Raw genomic sequence first — 16,607 nt, 5'->3', positions numbered from 1 at the left:
TCAACTTGATACAGGCTGATACCACCTCCGTGTTATGTATCAATCAAGCATCGTGGTGTATCGTCGATGCCGCCGGCGGAACTGGCTGATGCAGGGGTTAGCCATGACGGTTCCGCCGGGAAACGACTCAAAGATCAAAGGAAAATGACAACTCATCGAAAATCAGGTGTACTGGCTCGCCATACCGCGATCATCGCCAGCGCGATCGTCTTGTCCGCATGTGGTGGGGGTTCAGACTCCCAGGCACAAACGCCCCCGACTGAAACGCCGGCGCAGGCGGTGCAACGCCTGGAGCAAACCGGCCAGCTTCCGATCCTCGACCGGTCTCCAGACGTGAAAGGTCCGGATGCCAATGGAAACGGCATCCGAGACGACATCGAGGCCTACATCATCAAACAGCCCTACGACGCTGGCCAGCGGGCGGCCGTCGAGCAGCTGGCGAAAAGTTTGCAAGCGACCCTGCTCGTCGATGTGTCGAACAATGAGGCGCTGCGTGCAGTCGATCAGCAGGCCAATCGCGCAATCCACTGCATCTGGAGTCGCTTCACGACTACCGCAGCGGCTTCCGGCGCCGTGACCATGTACGAGAAGCTGACGGCCAACACGGAATTCCGCGCCCGCGCGTACCTCGCCTACAGCAAGGCCTTAGACGGCACCGTTTCATCCCAGCCGCGAGGAGACACCTGCGATGCGCAATAAGCTCAGGAACCTCCTGCTGGTCACCCTCATCTCGGTGACGGCTGCTCCAGGCGTGGTGACGGCCCAGTCCCAGACAGTACTTTGCTCACCCGGAGGCATCACGGTCGGCTTCTTCAACGGGGTTTGGAACACCCGCAGTCAGGCCCAGAGTGCCCGGGAAGCCCTCGCTCAACTGTATGGCGACACATACGCGCCAACGGGCGAGCCGATCAGTTACGACAATTTTTTCAACACGACGGGCTCGGAACACGGTGCCACCGGCGCTGAGGATCTGATCGAGACTTTCAAGCAACGCGCGGCCGAACAGGACGCAGTCTTGCAGAACCGTTTCGAGCTGTTCTGGGAGGCCATCTCCTCGGATACCCAGCAGAACTCATTCACCCGGGTCCTGTCGACCGTTGGGGCCTTTGCCGGCGTGCTGGGTGGCATCTATGACGATATTCGCGCAAAGACAGTCGCTGCTCTCACTTCCTGGGCAAGTACTCCGCCGACGCTGACCAACTACCTGGAGCACCAGGCACGGGTGGACGGGCATCTAGCAGCCCACAAAAAGGTGGTCCTGGTCGCGCACAGTCAGGGCAATCTGTTCATGAACGCGGCGTACCGCTATGCAACATCGAAGGCTGGGGCAGCCGCGGTAAAGGCAGTTCACATCGCGCCGGCGTCGCCGACACTGAACGGCGAGTACACGCTTGCCGATCTGGATCTCGTGATCAACGGTCTACGCCTGATCGGTACGGTGCCTGCCAACAACGTGAAGATCTCGGCAACGGGGCGCGAGGATGTTTCCGGTCACGAGCTCGTCCGCACCTACCTCAACGAAGTGCTCCCCCCGATTGGCCCGCTCAACCCTAGGGGCATGGTCAAGCAGCACCTCGGCAATGCGCTCTCGACCGTGCAGGCTCCCCAGTCGACAGGCTCCGACGGATTCTTCACTGTCACCTTGACGTGGGATGGGGCCGGAGACGTCGACCTTCACTCGATCGAACCAACAGGCAGGCACGTTTTCTATGCAGCAAAGAAGGGATTGTCCGGCGAGCTCGATGTCGACAATATCGTGGGATTCGGGCCGGAGCACTACACCGCTACGTGTGACGCCACCAAGCTCGCGCTTGGGACGTATGCCATCGGTGTGAACAATTTCTCCGGCGCGACCGGGCGAACCGCGACGGTTCAGATTGCATCCTATGACGAAGGGGTGCTCCTGACGCGCTCGGTGGGTGTCGGAATGGCTCGCGGCACTTCCGGGGACAACTCGCCAATCCCCGTTGCGACCGTGCAGGTGAGGCAAGAAGGAACAGGCCGCCTGCGTGTGACTGCGCAGTAGCCCGCGCTTGGTCAGGGGTCCCGTTCCTCAACCTCGGACAGGATGGGATGGGACCCCGAGTATGACCTACCCTTCGGTCGGTACCGGTTGCGGTAGCGTCAGAATTTCTGGTAGCCTGTAGATGTAAATCTCAACACCGCGCAAGACGCATTCAGTCCTTCCGCGCCGACTGAGGTTCTCCGTCTTCATGATCTCTGCCGATGGCAGTCGGGTGCGAATCAGATCAAACAAGGCCTTCCGACTCGCGTCGCAGTCCAGTACCGCTACGTCCCCGCCGTCGTCCGTCAGTACGTACCCCATTTCCTGGAGACTCTCGTGCCAAGCAGCCTCAGCTGCTTTGTCGGAGACAGGCGTGTCAGACTCCAGCAGGCCGAAGCCGAAGCGTCCCTTGGGGTTGCAGCTGAGTATCGCCTTGCATCCATTGCTGCGGAATGCTACTTCGGAGACTGTCCCAAACCCCTCAAGGCTCCACCAGGTGTACAAGCGATCCTCCAGAACCTGCAGGCTGAGTTGCGTGTGCTCGGGCGCCTGCTGATTGCCGAGTTGGGCCTCCACCTCGCGTATCCGTGCATTTGCCTTGCGTAGAGCTGCGTGACGTGCCTCCACGTCGGCGGCGCTGTCCATCTTTACGCCCAATACACCTGCGAGATCCGCCAGGTTGAACTCGCAGGCCCTCAGGGTGGCGTCAGCAAGCCCAACGCTTGGCGATTTCCCCTCGCCCACGCCTCGGGCCAGGGTCTGCAAGGCAAACATCATGTCCTGGATTTTTCGCGTCGCGACTGCTCTGGAGTCGGGAGTCAGCGGAATCGGCGTTGAGTCAAAGGCGATTCCCAGAGGGGAAATGATCTCCGGCATCTGTGCCCCCCTTAGCCGAAGCGGCCGTTCACGTCCACGCTCTGTGCAACGGGCAGAACCGTCTCGATCCCGCGGCAGAGCAAGCCCCGCGCAACTTCCTCGGGAGTCCCACCGTATAGGCCTGTCTTCGCAATCCTGTCAAGTAGCACTCGTACTCTTTCGTTCACCTCCAGGAGCAGATGGTCTTCATCCTTTCGAATCCAGCCTCCGTCCGAGCGCGGCTTGAACGCCAACTCTTCTGCAACCTCCGTCAGCAGCAGTTTGCGATCAGCGCCTTCCTGAAACGCCTGCTCCAGATACTCCGCTTCCCCCTCGAGGACGTCCTTGGCGACAAGCTCCGGCATGCCGTGATTGTGTACGAGCAGGTAGGTGACACCTGCCCGGAACTCGTCAAATGTCGCGAGATCGCCAGTCTTCTTAGCGGACTTCGCTTCCGGCTTCGTTCCCATGGATACTTCCTGAATGGTTCGTGTTGGATGCCACGTGAGGCTCTGCCGCACCGGTCTTTGCGGCCAGCATTCCTCGAAGGGCCGTTGCCTTGGCCGGACTCACAAGGCCATAGGGGGCGCAGTGTTCGCATTGCGGCGGCATGAGGTCAAAGGCAAGATGCTTTGACAGGTTGGAACAGACTGGGCACTCCACCGCCGTTTTCCACCACGCGTTGTCGGTCCGAATCCGCTCTGTCCTCGCCAGCGCGCACGACGGACAAGCATAGTGGTCCGTTTCTTCGCCACCTTCCCCGGCACTCGAAATGGCTGCATAGAGCCGCGCACCAGGTGAAGCGTTCTGGCAGAGATCGCAGTCACAGGTCGATTCCGCCACAAAATCGCAGCGGGCATAGCCGCCAACGTCGACTATCGCCCTCTCCTGCTCCACGGCCTTTGCGTCCGCCTTCTTCTTCTGCCGGCGGTTCATGCGCCTGAACCGCCCGCGCAACAATCCTTGGTTGACTTTCATCACGTCCCTCAATAACGTGCATGTGATTCTTTACAACATTAACAGATACGCATACTTTGCGTTCGAGGATTCTACGCCAGAATGATCAAACTAACAGTCGGGGAGCAATCCCCTTTTCCGAGCGCCAATGGCGCCACCGGCATCCGCGCTGAGTTCTCCGAAGCCGGCATCGCACTTATCCTGCAATTCCCGGATGTCACGGCGGAAGATGTCGCCGCGGTAAAGGCGACCATCCTTGCGTACAGCCTGCGCCGCACGGAAGCCAACCCTATCGGTTCGTTGACCAGCATAGTGGACCTAGCAGATGGCATCAATGTTCGGTTCTTTTCCGCTCCGCTCTTTCCTTCGCGAGCGTTCCTTGAGAACTGGATCGTGAGTGAATCAAATGCTCTGATGTTCGTTCTGGTGGACTCGAACACAAACATCATCCATTCGCTCCGAGTCGCAGGGCTCCCGGATGAATTGCTGAACACTATGAAGAATGCCGACGGCCGCGAAAGATCACTGGGCAGTCGACGACGTGGAGCGATTCAACCAAAGCGCGAAGTGGGTCTACTCGGCCGATGAAGATGTGTTTGTACGCCGCGACAGCATCCGCCTCGGCTAACCCTGATCCTTCCTCACATCGCCCTGCCCCCTCCCATTGCGCGACACCCGATACCAGACACGGCAAAAAAGAAACCCCATCAGCCTTCGGCAGGATGATGGGGTGTGGGGGTTTGCTTCTGAGGGCCTCTACTTAGCGAATTTAATCTGCGTGTCAAACCCCTCGATGGAGTTCAAGACGTAGGGGGAGGGCCGCTGCTGTGTGTTGCCGCCCTCTAGATTAGGCTCCGAAATGAGTCTTGTTGGCCCACGCGACAAAGTCACCCATCGCGTCGCCGTAGGGGATGCCGACGTCGGCCGCCGCTTGCTTGAGCGCGGAGGTGGGCTCCAGCCCCTCGTTGGCTTCCATCATCGCGGTCGCGTTAGCGAGGGCGCGCTGGTAGAGGTAGCTGTAGTCGTTGTTCATCTCGATCTCCAAGCAGCGTGCGTCGCTGCAACGATTCAATTGCATGCTTGCAGCGGTCCGCCCGACTTTGATGCTACGCCTGCTCACCGTCGCCCGACACAGTAACGCTACTCTTTTCCCCTTGATGCTCCACATCGGCGTTCCACGACTCGAGGCTCCTGTCGCGCAGATCGTCTAGTGCGAGGCGGGCCGCCTCCTCCGGCGTTCCTGCCGTAACCGAGACGGTAAAAGTTACGTTGAAGTCTTTCATGATGGGTATCTCCTTCACAGCCCGTTAATCGCTTCGCGGAGCGCCTCAAAAGCACTTTCACGGGAAGGCAAGCCCTCCAGCAGCTTCAGGTCGTCGTGGTGGAACACTACAAACCATGTTCCATCGACGATAGCTCTATCGATGATTCCCCCGGTGAGGGGATCAGGGTTAGTTGCTAACCCACCAGGACTTGCTTCGGTCCATCCTTCCGGAAGCTTCCGTTCGCGTGATTCCATAGTTCTGGGCATAGTCTGTCCGGTCGGAACCCCCAATACATCTCCGTTCATTGCGCTACTCCATAGTTGTGTTGACTTGGGAGATATGCGGCACAGGATCATGCAAGCATGAAGGCCTGAGCGCCACCTTCGCCTCGTCCGCCATCTGTCGCAAGAATTGAAGCCGGCAGCACGAAAGTCGTGTCTGCGGGCCATGGGTTGCTGGTCAATGCGACAGGCTCAGTCGGAACTGGTCACCAGGTGCAGGCTTGAGGCGAGACGCGGCCGACGACATCCAACGACTCATCTCTGAAGAGCGATGCTTGACCGTGTTCGAGACTCCACTCTCCCGAGCTTTCACTCGGGCGCCGAAGTCATACGCCATGGAGTCCGCGGAAGCGATCCAATCCATCATCTTGAGCTCCGCGAGACAGCTCCCCTTCACACCAAACAAGTGAGTGCGAACACCTTTAGGCAACCGTCCCTCCAATCCCGAGAGAATGGCGTACAGGCCGTGAGTAGGGTGATTCAGCGAACGCCGGCATACTGACCCGACGCCGATTAGAGCGGGAGGGGCCAGCCACGGTTGCCAGCGCTCCCATACTTGCATCGTGAGATCCAGGCTACGCAGGTAGCTGTCTCGATCCCAACCTTGCAGCACAGGCACAACAGGCTTGATCATGTTCGCCACTTCACGAGCCGTCATGGTCCTGGCCAGCTTGTTCTGCCACTCGTATGTCACGCGCAATGCCGACTCCAACAATGTTGCGGTCGCGTTCACCCGGTAATCCACTTCCTCCGCATTGCCTGCAACTTGGGGTTCGCAGCAAAAGTCGACTGCAGAATGCCAGCGTGCACCGCACTGATTCGCAAACTCGAGGTATTGCTCCAAGGTCCACGGGTACACGCCAGCTATTCCAGCCTGGCGGCCCTTTCTCTTCCAAAGCGTCATGGCACTGAATCCGGCTGAATCAAGAGCGAAGTCCATCTCAGTCAGATCCGTCGCCGCGGGCATGACAAACTCACGCTTCGTGGAGTTCCAGAACGCGTTCGCGCTCACCATCGCCGGGTAGCCTTGCTCGAAGGCGTGAAATGCCAGGCGGCCACCCCGGTGCGGAATGCCAATCCGCATCACCAACTCATCGTCCAGGACGGCGTTCACCTGCCCTACCGGCATTCCCATAACCTCTCCATTCATAACGCAGTACTCCACGGTTGTTTTGACATGGGAGGTATGCGGTACAGGCTCAAGCAAGCAGGGGGTCCTGGAGCCAGTGGTGCCGGCCTCAGTCAGACCGGCAAAGAAAAAGCCCGCAGCACGAATATCGTGTCTGCGGGCGTGGGTTGGCGATCAATGCGACCGGGCCTTCACAAGCTTCCAGAGCCTATCCTCGAGCCGCTCGAAGCCCGAGAAAACGCTGGAGAGTCGTTCCTTGATGTCCATCTGGGTTTGTCCAAGAGCCAATGGAATGGCCACTGAGATGACGCAACGCGCTGGCAGGGGATCGTGATCGACCGGGAATACGATCACGTCGCCAGTGGCACGTTCTCGCATAACCCGAACGGCGTCCGCACACGCAGACAATGCGAGGTGCTCATCTGGCAGTTCTTCAGCATCCCTTCCCCAGAACTTCTCATCGTTGAATGCGACTTCCAGATTGCCAAGAACATAGAAGCGATCGTTGATCGTCGTCAGGTATGGAAGTACATACCCAGGGCCATCTTCGAAAGGCACAGCAGCCAGGATGCCCTGTGGAGCATCGCCGGTATGCAGATCGCCGCAGGCGTTGGTGTGGAACTCGATCGTCGGATAGTTGAGGGCCAGTGACAGCATTCGATGTCTCCTTGCGAGTGCGTGGCGTGGGAGCCGTTGGTGGATGGCTTGTTATGCCGCACAGCGCAGTGGAAGATCTGCTACCCATTCCTGGCGGGGATAGATAAAGAGAAGAGGAAAAAAGGGCGCGTCGGACCGATGGTCGATGACGCGCCCCTTGTCGAGAGTTGAGCTGGCTCTACGCTTTGCTGTAGCGACGGCCTGGGCCATCGTTGTAGGCCACATTTCCAGGCGAGAACTTGCCTGAGTACTCGAAGCCTTTGTCCCGTACGGTGTTCCGGACTATGAGCTTATTCGAGCTTTGGTCGCGCTCCTTGTGGATGACGCAATGCGCCTTCTCGACTTGCAGGAGGAACTCGATGTCGTCCTGAGCAATGAGCAGCTTGTCCTGCAGTCGCTTCCTACCACTGATTTGTCTGCCGATGATGGCCGCGCACAGAGCGGCGATCGCACTGGTCAGGATACTTCCGACGGCACTAATGATCGCAGCTTGAACGGCCGGATCTTCCAGGTGAATGAAAGTTTGCACAGAGCTCTCCTGATGGGTTGACTTGCGGAGAGGTATGCGAAACGCCGCGGCGTAATTTCAGCACTAAAGCGGCCGGCAGTGGGGGAACTGCAGTGGTCGGCCAGCCGGCAGAACCGCCGCCGGCGGCCGGGTCTTCAGTCTATTCCGCGATCAAGAACCTATTTGGATTCCGGCCTAGCCAAGACGGTTGCCGCCCGCGGCCAGACCACGTCTTACCGGTCTTAGGATCGCGATACTTCGGCGCGATAGGCTGACCCTTCTTAGGGCCTTGCCGCGATCGCTTGGCGACGTCGTCCACTGTCAGGCCATACTCCGCCATCAGTTCCTGAATCTTCTGAATGACGCCCACCACCTCTGTCTGGCGAGTCTCCGCGATCTGCGCCTCTAATTTTTCCTTCTGCGCAAGAAGGTCTTTCAATGTAGCCATTCACCGGTCTCCAATTTACCTTGCGTATAACATCCTACTATAGACAAGGTGGGGGCAGGACGCGGAATAAGACCCGATTTTCTCGGCATTCCCCACGGATTACTCTCCGCACTGCAGGTAAAGCCCACAAACCAAAAGGCCCGCCTTTTTTAGGGGCGGGCCTCGTGGTGCAAGGTTGGCCGTCAGGCCATTTCCAACTCAGGAGCGTCAGAATTCGGTTAGAAAGTGTTTGTCACTCAACATGGGTTAGATTAGACCGCAGTCAAACGCTGTTAGCAACTACTATTACCCCGGGGTATCAGCCGCGCCTTCCACCTACACACTCGAGCGCAGGATTCAGATTAAATCCCGGCGCACTGCGGAACATCTCCGCCGCGCCACGGAGGTAGGAGAGCATCATCTCGGTTACCAGCCATCGCCTGCCCAGGCGTTCTGCTGCCAGCCCAGTCTTCGCGGTTCCGGCAAAAAGGTCAACCACCAACTCACCAGGCTCTGTGCAGAGGCGGATAAAGAAGTCCGCGATATCGGTCGGCTGCATGGCGCCGTGGATCGGAAGGCCAAGCGCTTTCGCATGCTGGCGATAGGCGCGTGTGTCCGAACAGGCATGGCCGCGCTCTATGACGTTCCGCGGAATCTTGCCGGAAGTAACCTTGCCAAAGGAGCTTGGCCGCAGCCGGTACGCTCCGTCCCCGTAGACGGCAGTCCGGTTAGCGCCGCCGCTCTGCATGAGCTCCATGTGTCGATCTGTATGCGGCTCAAGTACGCGCCGGTTGTCGGATCGAACCTTCAATGGATCGTTTGTCAGCCAGAGCACCTGCTCATATGCGGCGGAGAGCTGGACCCGTTTCACGCAGGCCCAGTATGTGGGGCCCGGCGGCTTCGAGTAGTTCACCCAGGGGATGCGGTCCATAAGGCTCAATCCGAGCCGATCGCGCAGCGCCAGGGTAAGACGCTCAGGGTAGAGGGAACGCGCCGGACTCTTCTCCTCGAATATGTCCAGACCAATGTTTAGGATCACCGAGGCACCGGGGATCAGATTTTTGGCAATCGGCTCTACAGCATGGCAGATGAAATCAACGTAATCGGCCTCCGTCGGGTTCCCGTACGCACGCGGCCGTCGTAATGGATATGGGGTCGAAGTGACCACGAGCGCGATCGGCTCGTCAAAGCTGGGGAAGAGGCTTTCGGCCTTGCTCCAAATTGCAACGCCGAGATCTGTACTGAAGGCAACCAGTTTCGTCGTCGCCTGCGCTTTGCACAGATCCTTGCTCGCCACATCGGCGAGCTTCCAAACCCCCCTCTCACCCTCGACACGCTCAAGGACGCCAGCCAGCCTGAGAGTCTGCTGGTACCAACGAAGGCGGCGCTTCTCTGTACTGTGCATCGCGCCACTCGCCCCAACCGGCACGCGGCGCTCCAGCGCAGCCGCATCAATGGCGCCGCTGTCCGCCAGAACCTCGTACAACCGCTGGTTGTCGAGCACCCCATTTGGGGCGTCAGCATAGGCCGCCGTGATGTGCCCGAACAAATCCAGTTGCGTCGTTGATGATCCCATTAATCGCCTCACGCGTCATAACACGTATGCATAATACGTAAGTCGAGCGACGCACGCAAATCCCGGCGCACGCGGCTCCCTTCCACCCGCCCCGCCGTACTCGCGCGTGGCCAGGGCAAAGCCTCACGAAGGCTCGCCGGCGGCCCACGCGGCGGTTCATGCGTCCGCATGTGATTCATCTCCATGAACCAACAACGGCGGCTTAGCCGTCTACCACTCAAGGAGAACCACGATGATCCACAACGAAGAACTCAGTTTGCCCAACACCAACGCCAGTCCTGCACGGTTGTTCACCGATGCTGACCCCGTGGCGATGGGGCTCGTCTACCTGACCGAAGGCGGTTCCCGTCGGCGCTCACCTCAATCGGAGGAGCGCGCTCGTCGCCTGGTGGCTTGCAGGAATGCCCTGATCGGAATGAGCACCGAGGACATCGAAACCATGGCGGCAGAAGCCAAACGCAAGCGCCAAGTGCTCGCCGCTGATGAAGCCTTGACTCCGACGAACTGACCCACCGGCTCCACGCCTACGACGCTCAACCTCCACTGCCCGCGTGTTCGACTTCTGTCGGCCGCGGGCTTTTTGTTGCGACCACTGCCGACGCACGACGACGACGCACCTCGCAGAAACGGGTACGGCGATCATTACAGGCCGGCGTGAGGCATCCCTCTCTGCAATGTCAACTCAGGAGAGACTCAAATGCATCAACAACTGGCTGTTCGACAAGCGTCGCTTTCAGTAGAGGCCGTCATCTCAAAGCAGGTACGTCTGTACGACAATGGCGGGAAGACTCTTGATCGCTATACCGTCGTGTACCTGTTCGATCGTGAGCGAAGTGGTATGTACGGGGCACGCGGCATGAACGAGAGCCCGTTCCATGGAATCGGTGCCTACTGTTCTGCCGCTCCTGGTCGGCATCTTGGCCGCCGTGTCAGCCTCGCGGATCTTCCAAGCGACTGTCAGCGCCTGGTGCGTACCGACGTCGGCAGTTTCATTGCGGCGCAGACCGAATCACAGGCGGATTGATTTCCACCGCGTTGAAGAACGAAACCGACCCGCATCTTTCAGAGGATGCGGGTTCTTTTATTACGCGAGGCGGCCATCATCGATCTGGCGCCGGCAAGCGACCCTGAACTGGCTCTGGGCGATCTAGCCACCCGATCATGTGCGTCAGTAATCGAATGAGTGCCCGGCTGAGTCGACCGAGATGGTCAGTCCGGAGGGCCACAATCGCAAAGCTACCGTGCTCCGCATGGTGAGAACTACTCGCGAAGGTTTGTCCAATGTCCATCATCGCGCCGATCAACACCGCCTTGCCATACGCCTGGTCGTTGTAGCTTGCGATTTCCGCTTCCGTTGGCTCTATTTGACGCGACATGATCTCACCCCCTGAAAATTAGAGAGACCACACCACACCCAACGTCAGCAACAGAAGGCCAAGCACACGCACGAGTTTGGCTGAAATGGTGTCAGTGAGAGTGGCACCGATACCGCCGAGCAAGAAGGCAAAAGCTATCCCGATATGCTGCAACGATGCAGGGATGGACAACGACGAATGTGCGATTTCAAGCAGCTCTGGCGTCAGTAGGAGCACAAGTATTGCAAAAAGCGGAAAGAGCCATTTGAGATTGCGATCCAAGTATGAAATAACCACGCTATGTTCTCCTTCGATGATGCCTATAGGCCGGGCTTTGCCTCGAGCTTCGTGCCCAAAGGCGATGCCACAAGGTTGTTGATCTCGTCCGCGCGCTTCTGCTTGGCGGCGAGCGCGTACTGAGCCGCTGAGGTTGGATTGGCCCGAATCTTCTCTACGAGAACTCGCAACTCGTCCAGCGACTCACTGGTTGGACGCCCTCTGGCCGCACGCCAGTCGGCTACAAACTGAGACGCAGGCTCAACCCGCAATGCTTCAAGCTCTGCAAGCATCTGCCGCTGCTCTCGATCGCGGGCCTCCTGTGCCTGTGCCCGATAGATCTCCAGCTGGACATCCCCATCGCGCCCTATCGCACTGGACAGAATGGCGGCCACGACGACTGCAATTGCGCCCAACAACAGAATCCGCATCACCTACGACCCTCCCCGTATCAATCTCGCTGGTCGGCGTGCGGATCTTCCTGGGAGGAATCTCGTCGCATACCGGCATGAACTTGTCAGTCTGCAGCATATCACATATGCATAACACGTACCGATAATATAGAAGGTTCATTTTCGCACCGGCAAGGATGCCCGCAGCAGCAATACGCGTAGAATTGATGCCCCAGCTACGACACCGAGAACCGAACAATGTCAGCCACAATCCCGCTGCTTCGCCAAGCCATCGACCCCATCCTGGGTACCATTCAAGATCGAGTACACGCTGTGTGGATCGACACCGCCGGGAACACGCTTACGGTGCGCTTCCAGACGACTCCTGAGGACTCCGCCGGCATGATGTTGCACGTGGTCGTCACGGATGCAGATCGGCGGATTGGTATTCCGAACATCCTGACCCAAGGTATTGGCCTGCGAGGGCTTGGACGCTCCCTCATTGCCGCGGTGCGATCAGTGGCAGGCCAGGTCGGCTATCGCCTTTTCATCGACGACATGGTTCAGGGGTTCTATCGCAAGTGCCTCGAGTGGGGCGCCATTGAGGTGGATCACGAAACGGTCGAGATCACCGATGCGACGCGCCTCGCCGACGTTACACCGGGCCACAGCACATTCAAGGCCATCAACGCCAGATTCCTGACGGACGAACAAGTGCAGGCCGCACAAGAACGCTTCCTTGCGGCTAACCCCAGTGTTCTGGCCGAGCTCGATGCCGTTCCGCCAGACATCGCCAAGATTTTAGGCATCAATCTGGAGGAGCAGCGCAAGAAGCTGGCGGCCGAAGCCATCGCCACGCAAGCGCGGCGAAAAGGTATCGATGCCTTCGAAGTATGGCTGGAGTACGCCATCGAATCCCCCAGCGCGCGCACGAGCATCCTGGAGCGCCGCCAGGAACTGATTCGCGCTGCGATTGGCAACTAACAGAAGCCGTTCACATTGGCCGTCCCAGCGACTGGGAGCCCCCTCGTTGGGACGGCGTCAGAAGTTGTAAGTAATGGCGCCCTGGCTCTCCGAGATCCATTTCTTGGCGAGCAGGGCCTTGATGATCGACTCAACCTCGCGATCGGCGAGAGTCGCGGGGCGGAACATCGAATGAATGTGCTTGGCTAACGTGGCACGTCGCCGCGGCCGTGCCGCCTTCCGCGAGCGAGACAATATCTCTCTGGCCTTCTCCGCGGTGCACTCGCGCGTGGTGCCGCCGGCTGGTTTTGCAGCCTTGGCACCATCTGGCTTTGCTGGCGCTTTGCTCGCCGGCACAGGCACTGCCTGGGGTACCGACCTTGGAACCACGCTGCTTGCCTCTGCCTGAAGGGATCGCATGAAATGCGGTTCCGCGACATGCATGCCATTGCTCTGCAAGGCCGGTTGCGTCGGCCTTGGCGCCGGCGTCACGGCCCCAAAGTCAACCACAATCGGCTCTGCTGCCTGCGGCGCGTATGGGGCGTCTGGAGTGTATCCGAATGCTTCTGCGATGGTCGTAACACGGCTGGCGGGGATTCCGTGCTGAGTCCGGAGCCAATCGAGTAGCGGATCAAAGCCCTTGTCCCGAGACAGGACCACCACCGGTCCCTGCTCACCAGCCTGCGCCATTCGGCCGAGCTCGAAGGCAATATGAAAGTCAAGTGCGTTTGGACCGGTGCCGCTCGAGCGCACCCAGCGAGCGCGCTCCCCCATCTCCTGCAGCCCCATGGCCACCTCGATCGGTACTTTCCGCTGCAGCTCGCCCGCGAACACGGCGATGCGGGTGTCCGGCGCTAGCCGCCCAAAATCGATCGCCTGCACATTCTCGAAGTCGACAAGCACGACAGGGCCACCCATCACTTCGACCCCAGTCCTACTGCCCCCACCAGGCCGCCGAGCCGGCCAACGCTTCCCTGAAAATCCTGCACTCGAAATCCTCCCGATGCACGTTTTATGTACTTTTGACAAATTCTACCAATACTCACTGCGCCGGCGTAACAGCCGGTACACGGTCGACGTTGTCACTTCGGGATGACGCGATTGCGTCGGTGGTATTCGGTAGATGCTATCGGGCCCAAACGGAGAAAGCTGCCCATGCAGTGGGGCCAGGGGCCTACGCTGCCTCGCTGGCGAACAAATCGTTGACCTCCTGGTGCGCGAAGATCTCAGCAGCCCAGCCTCCCTCATTCCCAGCGATCTGCTTTGCAACGGAGGCGAGATAGGTGCGGTTGCCTAGTCCCGAGACGGAAGTGATGACCTCCTTGATGATCTTCTCCCCAACGGCCCTCTTACCGTTCAGATGGAGCCAGCAGCCAAGGGCGAAGAGGTCCTTGTACACCATGGCTCGCGAACCATGAGTTTCTTCCAGCAGCTCGCGGAGCTTGCATACATACATCCAAAGTCTTTTCCAGCATCATCCGTCCGTCAAAAACCATAGGGAACATCACGCCAACGCCGTAGCACGCGATAGTCATTCTCAGGCAGTACGATCAGACCTTCCTCGGCCGCCTCGACAACGCGCTCAAGGTGGGCATCCCTCACCCGGTTGCCATGCAGCCCGTAAAAATACCAGGCGAAAGGCATCCCGATGCGGCTGTCGAATTGAGTGAGGCGCCCGTATAGGCCATATGCGTCGAGCTTGCCGGTGTTCTTCAGCGCGGCAATGTTCTTCTTGTGTGCCCACCGCGGGACAAAGGAGACCCAACGAACACCCTTCTCGTCTGGCCAATCCGACGTCTGGAACACCCAGCGCATGCAGATGCGTTCGCCGGACCGCCCCGCACTTGAAGCTGTCCAGTCGTCAAATATCCGCCGCTCCCGTACGCGCAGTTGATCATAGCCCGGTGTCAGATCCCGTACCGATGTCACAGACTCCTCCCCGGTATCGGCATCCGTGACACGTACAAGGATGTTACCGCCTTTCCGGTGCCGCTCGGAACAGAGCGATTCCGCGACAGCGACAAACGCTTGCATGTCGATGGCGCTTTCAAGCCTGTATCGGGCGGCCCCCAAGTCCCGCCGCTCGAAGCGCTCCTCCAAACCCATGTCAGGCCGGCCATCACGGAGCTCCTGCAAAGACGGACGGCCCCAGTTAGGCGCCCGGCGGGCGAACAATTCGCGTTCGCAAAATTCCACCTCCGCCCAAACCTCGATCTGAACGAAGTTGTCCTGGGCGCAACCACGGTCATGAACGAAGTAGTGCAGGACGGGCTGGATCTCTGTCAGCAGGTAGCCCTTGCCGCGACTACTGGCACACAGCGCATCGATATTGCCGCGGTGCTCGTCGAGTTGCTGCTGAACCCACACACGGTAGTCTGCAGCAATCTCATCGCCATCGGAGTTCAAGATCCGTGCGGGACGGCTGCTGAATTCGTCGCTGCTTGTCACGTACCTGGCGCCACGAAACTCCGTGCGGGTCGCGAATGCAGTCAGCAACGCAGAGTGCTTCTTCGTGACCGGTGTCGCCGCAACGATAGTCTCAAGGACGTCCGTATGGACATCGTACTCATGGCGCATCAGCTTCCCCTACCTGGACGACCAACTGGCTTGGAGTAGGCTGCAATTGGGCAAGGCGCTTGCATTGCGTTCTCCTACTCGTACTCGCCGGCAAGAAGGCGGGCGGCCAGATCCCGCGCCGCATGGGCCGCCGCTTCGGCCTTCTCCCAATCGCACGAGACGAGTGCAAAATGCATGGTTGCAAGAGTGGTGGAGAGCAACTGAGCGGTTAGCGACATTTGTTCCTGATTGAAAGTTCACGCAATGACGGATGTGGCCCATGCGGAAACTCGCTAACTCTTGGTTCTACGGGTACGTCGAGTCGCTTTTCCACTCGTATCAGACCCCTCCTCTGGGATAAGCGCGTCTGCAAGGTCGAGGTCAGTAACCTCGACCTCATCGCCTTTGCTTGAGATCCACTGATCAAAGAATGAAAGCTCCTCTGCCGCAATACCTCCGCAGTCGTGGAGGATAACGTTGCACGATCTACGCAGAAAGTCATACGCCTCCTCGTCTTCGACCACAAACAGGATGTTCCCAGAGCCATTGCGCCGCTTCTTGTACTCTGTGCATGAGCTGCTCAGTAGGGCAAGGTCATTTCCCATCATGGTGAGCGGGGATTCCTCTGGGTAACAGTTGACCACTACTTGTCCATCCCAATGCCTGTAGAAACTCCGTAGACCATCAATAGGGGATTTGATGTGTTCATACGTGCGTTTGCTCCCGACGTACGTAGGATTACGCACAAGATGAAACTCTGGCTTGGCTCTTGCTCGCACTTGTATGGTCGCGTCACATACGGTGAGTGGGCGATATTCAGCTACCTCTTCCCGCCCGCCCCAAACCTGCTTGGTCACGGAATGCTCAGAGTACTGAGCCACACCTGGATTGAATTGGAAATCGAAAGACTCTACGCATTTGCCAAAAGTGAGTTCAGGAATCTGACGCCAGATCTGGGCTTGCCTGGCGTCCGACTCCAGTGCATCCAAGTCCCCCTCGATTTCTTTTCTAAGTGACGGCAAAGCTGACTTAAAGGCTGCTGCCAACCAGTGCTGCTTCCGCAACTCCGCCAACGCGAGGCCAACCCCGTCGACGCCAATCGCCCATCTAAGCAAGGCATCATGTCCTGCCAACTGCTGCCGAGTCGCGGCACGATAGGGCCCCGACGAACCGGAGGAATTGCTAGCACGGGCCATTGCACGAACTCCATGATGGATCTCTGTGATCTGCGCAGTATAGAGCACCCGACAGCACCCTTTTGTTGAGCATGTCGGCCAGCTGTTAGAGGACATTGGCACACCGCCGCACACGAGCTTCAGAAAGAAAAAAGCCCCCACCGTTACGTGGGGGCGCGTGAAGCTAGTTTGGCGCGTCTTCACCTAGTTGGGCAGACGCCTGAGAAGTC

Annotated in this window: 24 protein-coding genes; 6 read left to right on the top strand and 18 right to left on the bottom strand. The window is 58.8% G+C overall.

Annotated features, from left to right (window positions below; translation table 11 throughout):
* The first annotated feature begins 144 nt into the window (after nucleotides 1–144).
* Entirely contained in the window at nucleotides 145–699 is a 555-nt protein-coding gene (locus GA566_RS30500) for a hypothetical protein (RefSeq protein ID WP_137923813.1), read from the top strand.
* Nucleotides 689–2,026 carry a YfaP family protein gene (locus GA566_RS33465; RefSeq protein ID WP_237380936.1) on the top strand — a complete coding sequence of 446 codons (1,338 nt, stop codon included), beginning with the start codon at nucleotides 689–691 and terminating at the stop codon, nucleotides 2,024–2,026. The genes GA566_RS30500 and GA566_RS33465 overlap by 11 nt, the downstream gene beginning before the upstream one ends.
* A 66-nt stretch (nucleotides 2,027–2,092) precedes the next feature.
* Here the strand turns inward: GA566_RS33465 and GA566_RS30490 are convergent, their stop codons facing one another.
* The 3 genes from GA566_RS30490 to GA566_RS30480 are packed head-to-tail and all read right to left on the bottom strand — an operon-like array spanning nucleotide 2,093 to nucleotide 3,838.
* Nucleotides 2,093–2,881 (bottom strand): hypothetical protein, encoded by a 789-nt coding sequence (locus tag GA566_RS30490; protein WP_149135125.1) that lies wholly within the window; start codon nucleotides 2,879–2,881, stop codon nucleotides 2,093–2,095.
* 11 nt (nucleotides 2,882–2,892) lie between these two features.
* On the bottom strand, nucleotides 2,893–3,330 hold the full coding sequence (locus GA566_RS30485; RefSeq protein WP_149135124.1) for a hypothetical protein: 438 nt from the start codon (nucleotides 3,328–3,330) through the stop codon (nucleotides 2,893–2,895).
* Nucleotides 3,299–3,838, bottom strand: coding sequence for a hypothetical protein (locus GA566_RS30480; RefSeq protein ID WP_187645076.1), 540 nt, complete (start codon nucleotides 3,836–3,838; stop codon nucleotides 3,299–3,301). Before GA566_RS30480 ends, GA566_RS30485 begins: the two co-directional genes overlap by 32 nt.
* A gap of 81 nt (nucleotides 3,839–3,919) precedes the next feature.
* Here GA566_RS30480 and GA566_RS30475 point away from each other — a divergent pair, with 81 nt between their 5' ends.
* Nucleotides 3,920–4,405, top strand: a complete 486-nt coding sequence (locus GA566_RS30475; RefSeq protein ID WP_149135123.1) for a hypothetical protein — start codon at nucleotides 3,920–3,922, stop codon at nucleotides 4,403–4,405.
* A gap of 259 nt (nucleotides 4,406–4,664) precedes the next feature.
* On the opposite strand, the gene GA566_RS30470 is transcribed toward GA566_RS30475, so the two are convergent.
* The 8 genes from GA566_RS30470 to GA566_RS30435 form a co-directional block, all read right to left on the bottom strand.
* Nucleotides 4,665–4,850, bottom strand: a complete 186-nt coding sequence (locus tag GA566_RS30470; RefSeq protein ID WP_149135122.1) for a hypothetical protein — start codon at nucleotides 4,848–4,850, stop codon at nucleotides 4,665–4,667.
* 73 nt (nucleotides 4,851–4,923) lie between these two features.
* On the bottom strand, nucleotides 4,924–5,100 hold the full coding sequence (locus tag GA566_RS30465; RefSeq protein ID WP_160475142.1) for a hypothetical protein: 177 nt from the start codon (nucleotides 5,098–5,100) through the stop codon (nucleotides 4,924–4,926).
* 14 nt (nucleotides 5,101–5,114) lie between these two features.
* Nucleotides 5,115–5,387 (bottom strand): hypothetical protein, encoded by a 273-nt coding sequence (locus tag GA566_RS30460; RefSeq protein WP_149135121.1) that lies wholly within the window; start codon nucleotides 5,385–5,387, stop codon nucleotides 5,115–5,117.
* A gap of 154 nt (nucleotides 5,388–5,541) precedes the next feature.
* On the bottom strand, nucleotides 5,542–6,498 hold the full coding sequence (locus GA566_RS30455) for a hypothetical protein (protein WP_237380934.1): 957 nt from the start codon (nucleotides 6,496–6,498) through the stop codon (nucleotides 5,542–5,544).
* Between the two features lie 168 nt (nucleotides 6,499–6,666).
* On the bottom strand, nucleotides 6,667–7,149 hold the full coding sequence (locus GA566_RS30450) for a hypothetical protein (protein WP_149135120.1): 483 nt from the start codon (nucleotides 7,147–7,149) through the stop codon (nucleotides 6,667–6,669).
* 178 nt (nucleotides 7,150–7,327) lie between these two features.
* Nucleotides 7,328–7,678 carry a hypothetical protein gene (locus tag GA566_RS30445; protein ID WP_262389453.1) on the bottom strand — a complete coding sequence of 117 codons (351 nt, stop codon included), beginning with the start codon at nucleotides 7,676–7,678 and terminating at the stop codon, nucleotides 7,328–7,330.
* 139 nt (nucleotides 7,679–7,817) lie between these two features.
* Complete coding sequence (locus GA566_RS30440) at nucleotides 7,818–8,105, bottom strand: H-NS family nucleoid-associated regulatory protein (protein WP_160475141.1); 288 nt, start codon at nucleotides 8,103–8,105, stop codon at nucleotides 7,818–7,820.
* Nucleotides 8,106–8,403: 298 nt separating this feature from the next.
* Nucleotides 8,404–9,660: a DNA methyltransferase gene (locus GA566_RS30435; protein WP_149135117.1), complete on the bottom strand. Its 1,257-nt coding sequence runs from the start codon at nucleotides 9,658–9,660 to the stop codon at nucleotides 8,404–8,406.
* Between the two features lie 232 nt (nucleotides 9,661–9,892).
* Here GA566_RS30435 and GA566_RS30430 point away from each other — a divergent pair, with 232 nt between their 5' ends.
* Together GA566_RS30430 and GA566_RS30425 are read left to right on the top strand one after the other, a co-directional pair.
* Nucleotides 9,893–10,168: a hypothetical protein gene (locus GA566_RS30430; RefSeq protein WP_149135116.1), complete on the top strand. Its 276-nt coding sequence runs from the start codon at nucleotides 9,893–9,895 to the stop codon at nucleotides 10,166–10,168.
* A 189-nt stretch (nucleotides 10,169–10,357) separates the two neighbouring features.
* Nucleotides 10,358–10,684 (top strand): hypothetical protein, encoded by a 327-nt coding sequence (locus GA566_RS30425; RefSeq protein ID WP_202127001.1) that lies wholly within the window; start codon nucleotides 10,358–10,360, stop codon nucleotides 10,682–10,684.
* Nucleotides 10,685–11,054: 370 nt separating this feature from the next.
* Here the strand turns inward: GA566_RS30425 and GA566_RS30420 are convergent, their stop codons facing one another.
* Both GA566_RS30420 and GA566_RS30415 read right to left on the bottom strand, forming a co-directional pair.
* On the bottom strand, nucleotides 11,055–11,312 hold the full coding sequence (locus GA566_RS30420; RefSeq protein ID WP_149135114.1) for a hypothetical protein: 258 nt from the start codon (nucleotides 11,310–11,312) through the stop codon (nucleotides 11,055–11,057).
* A 23-nt stretch (nucleotides 11,313–11,335) separates the two neighbouring features.
* Nucleotides 11,336–11,686 carry a hypothetical protein gene (locus GA566_RS30415; RefSeq protein WP_160475140.1) on the bottom strand — a complete coding sequence of 117 codons (351 nt, stop codon included), beginning with the start codon at nucleotides 11,684–11,686 and terminating at the stop codon, nucleotides 11,336–11,338.
* A gap of 255 nt (nucleotides 11,687–11,941) precedes the next feature.
* On the opposite strand from GA566_RS30415, the gene GA566_RS30410 reads away from it, so the two are divergent.
* Nucleotides 11,942–12,667 (top strand): DUF6388 family protein, encoded by a 726-nt coding sequence (locus GA566_RS30410; protein ID WP_149135112.1) that lies wholly within the window; start codon nucleotides 11,942–11,944, stop codon nucleotides 12,665–12,667.
* 57 nt (nucleotides 12,668–12,724) lie between these two features.
* Here GA566_RS30410 and GA566_RS30405 read toward each other — a convergent pair whose 3' ends face one another.
* From GA566_RS30405 to GA566_RS30385, 5 genes are all read right to left on the bottom strand, one after another.
* Nucleotides 12,725–13,549 carry a PIN domain-containing protein gene (locus tag GA566_RS30405; RefSeq protein ID WP_262389452.1) on the bottom strand — a complete coding sequence of 275 codons (825 nt, stop codon included), beginning with the start codon at nucleotides 13,547–13,549 and terminating at the stop codon, nucleotides 12,725–12,727.
* A gap of 271 nt (nucleotides 13,550–13,820) precedes the next feature.
* Nucleotides 13,821–14,102 (bottom strand): hypothetical protein, encoded by a 282-nt coding sequence (locus tag GA566_RS30400; RefSeq protein ID WP_149135111.1) that lies wholly within the window; start codon nucleotides 14,100–14,102, stop codon nucleotides 13,821–13,823.
* A 29-nt stretch (nucleotides 14,103–14,131) separates the two neighbouring features.
* Nucleotides 14,132–15,223, bottom strand: a complete 1,092-nt coding sequence (locus tag GA566_RS30395) for a hypothetical protein (protein ID WP_017513224.1) — start codon at nucleotides 15,221–15,223, stop codon at nucleotides 14,132–14,134.
* 74 nt (nucleotides 15,224–15,297) lie between these two features.
* Nucleotides 15,298–15,441: a hypothetical protein gene (locus GA566_RS30390; protein WP_017513223.1), complete on the bottom strand. Its 144-nt coding sequence runs from the start codon at nucleotides 15,439–15,441 to the stop codon at nucleotides 15,298–15,300.
* Between the two features lie 54 nt (nucleotides 15,442–15,495).
* Nucleotides 15,496–16,398: a hypothetical protein gene (locus GA566_RS30385; protein WP_017513222.1), complete on the bottom strand. Its 903-nt coding sequence runs from the start codon at nucleotides 16,396–16,398 to the stop codon at nucleotides 15,496–15,498.
* Between the last annotated feature and the right edge of the window lie 209 nt (nucleotides 16,399–16,607).

This window comes from Cupriavidus sp. SW-Y-13 (genome assembly GCF_009793345.1).
Classification (GTDB): Bacteria; Pseudomonadota; Gammaproteobacteria; order Burkholderiales; family Burkholderiaceae; genus Cupriavidus.
The sequence above is the reverse complement of the archived record's forward strand: the minus strand, read 5'-3'. Positions and strand labels throughout refer to the sequence as shown.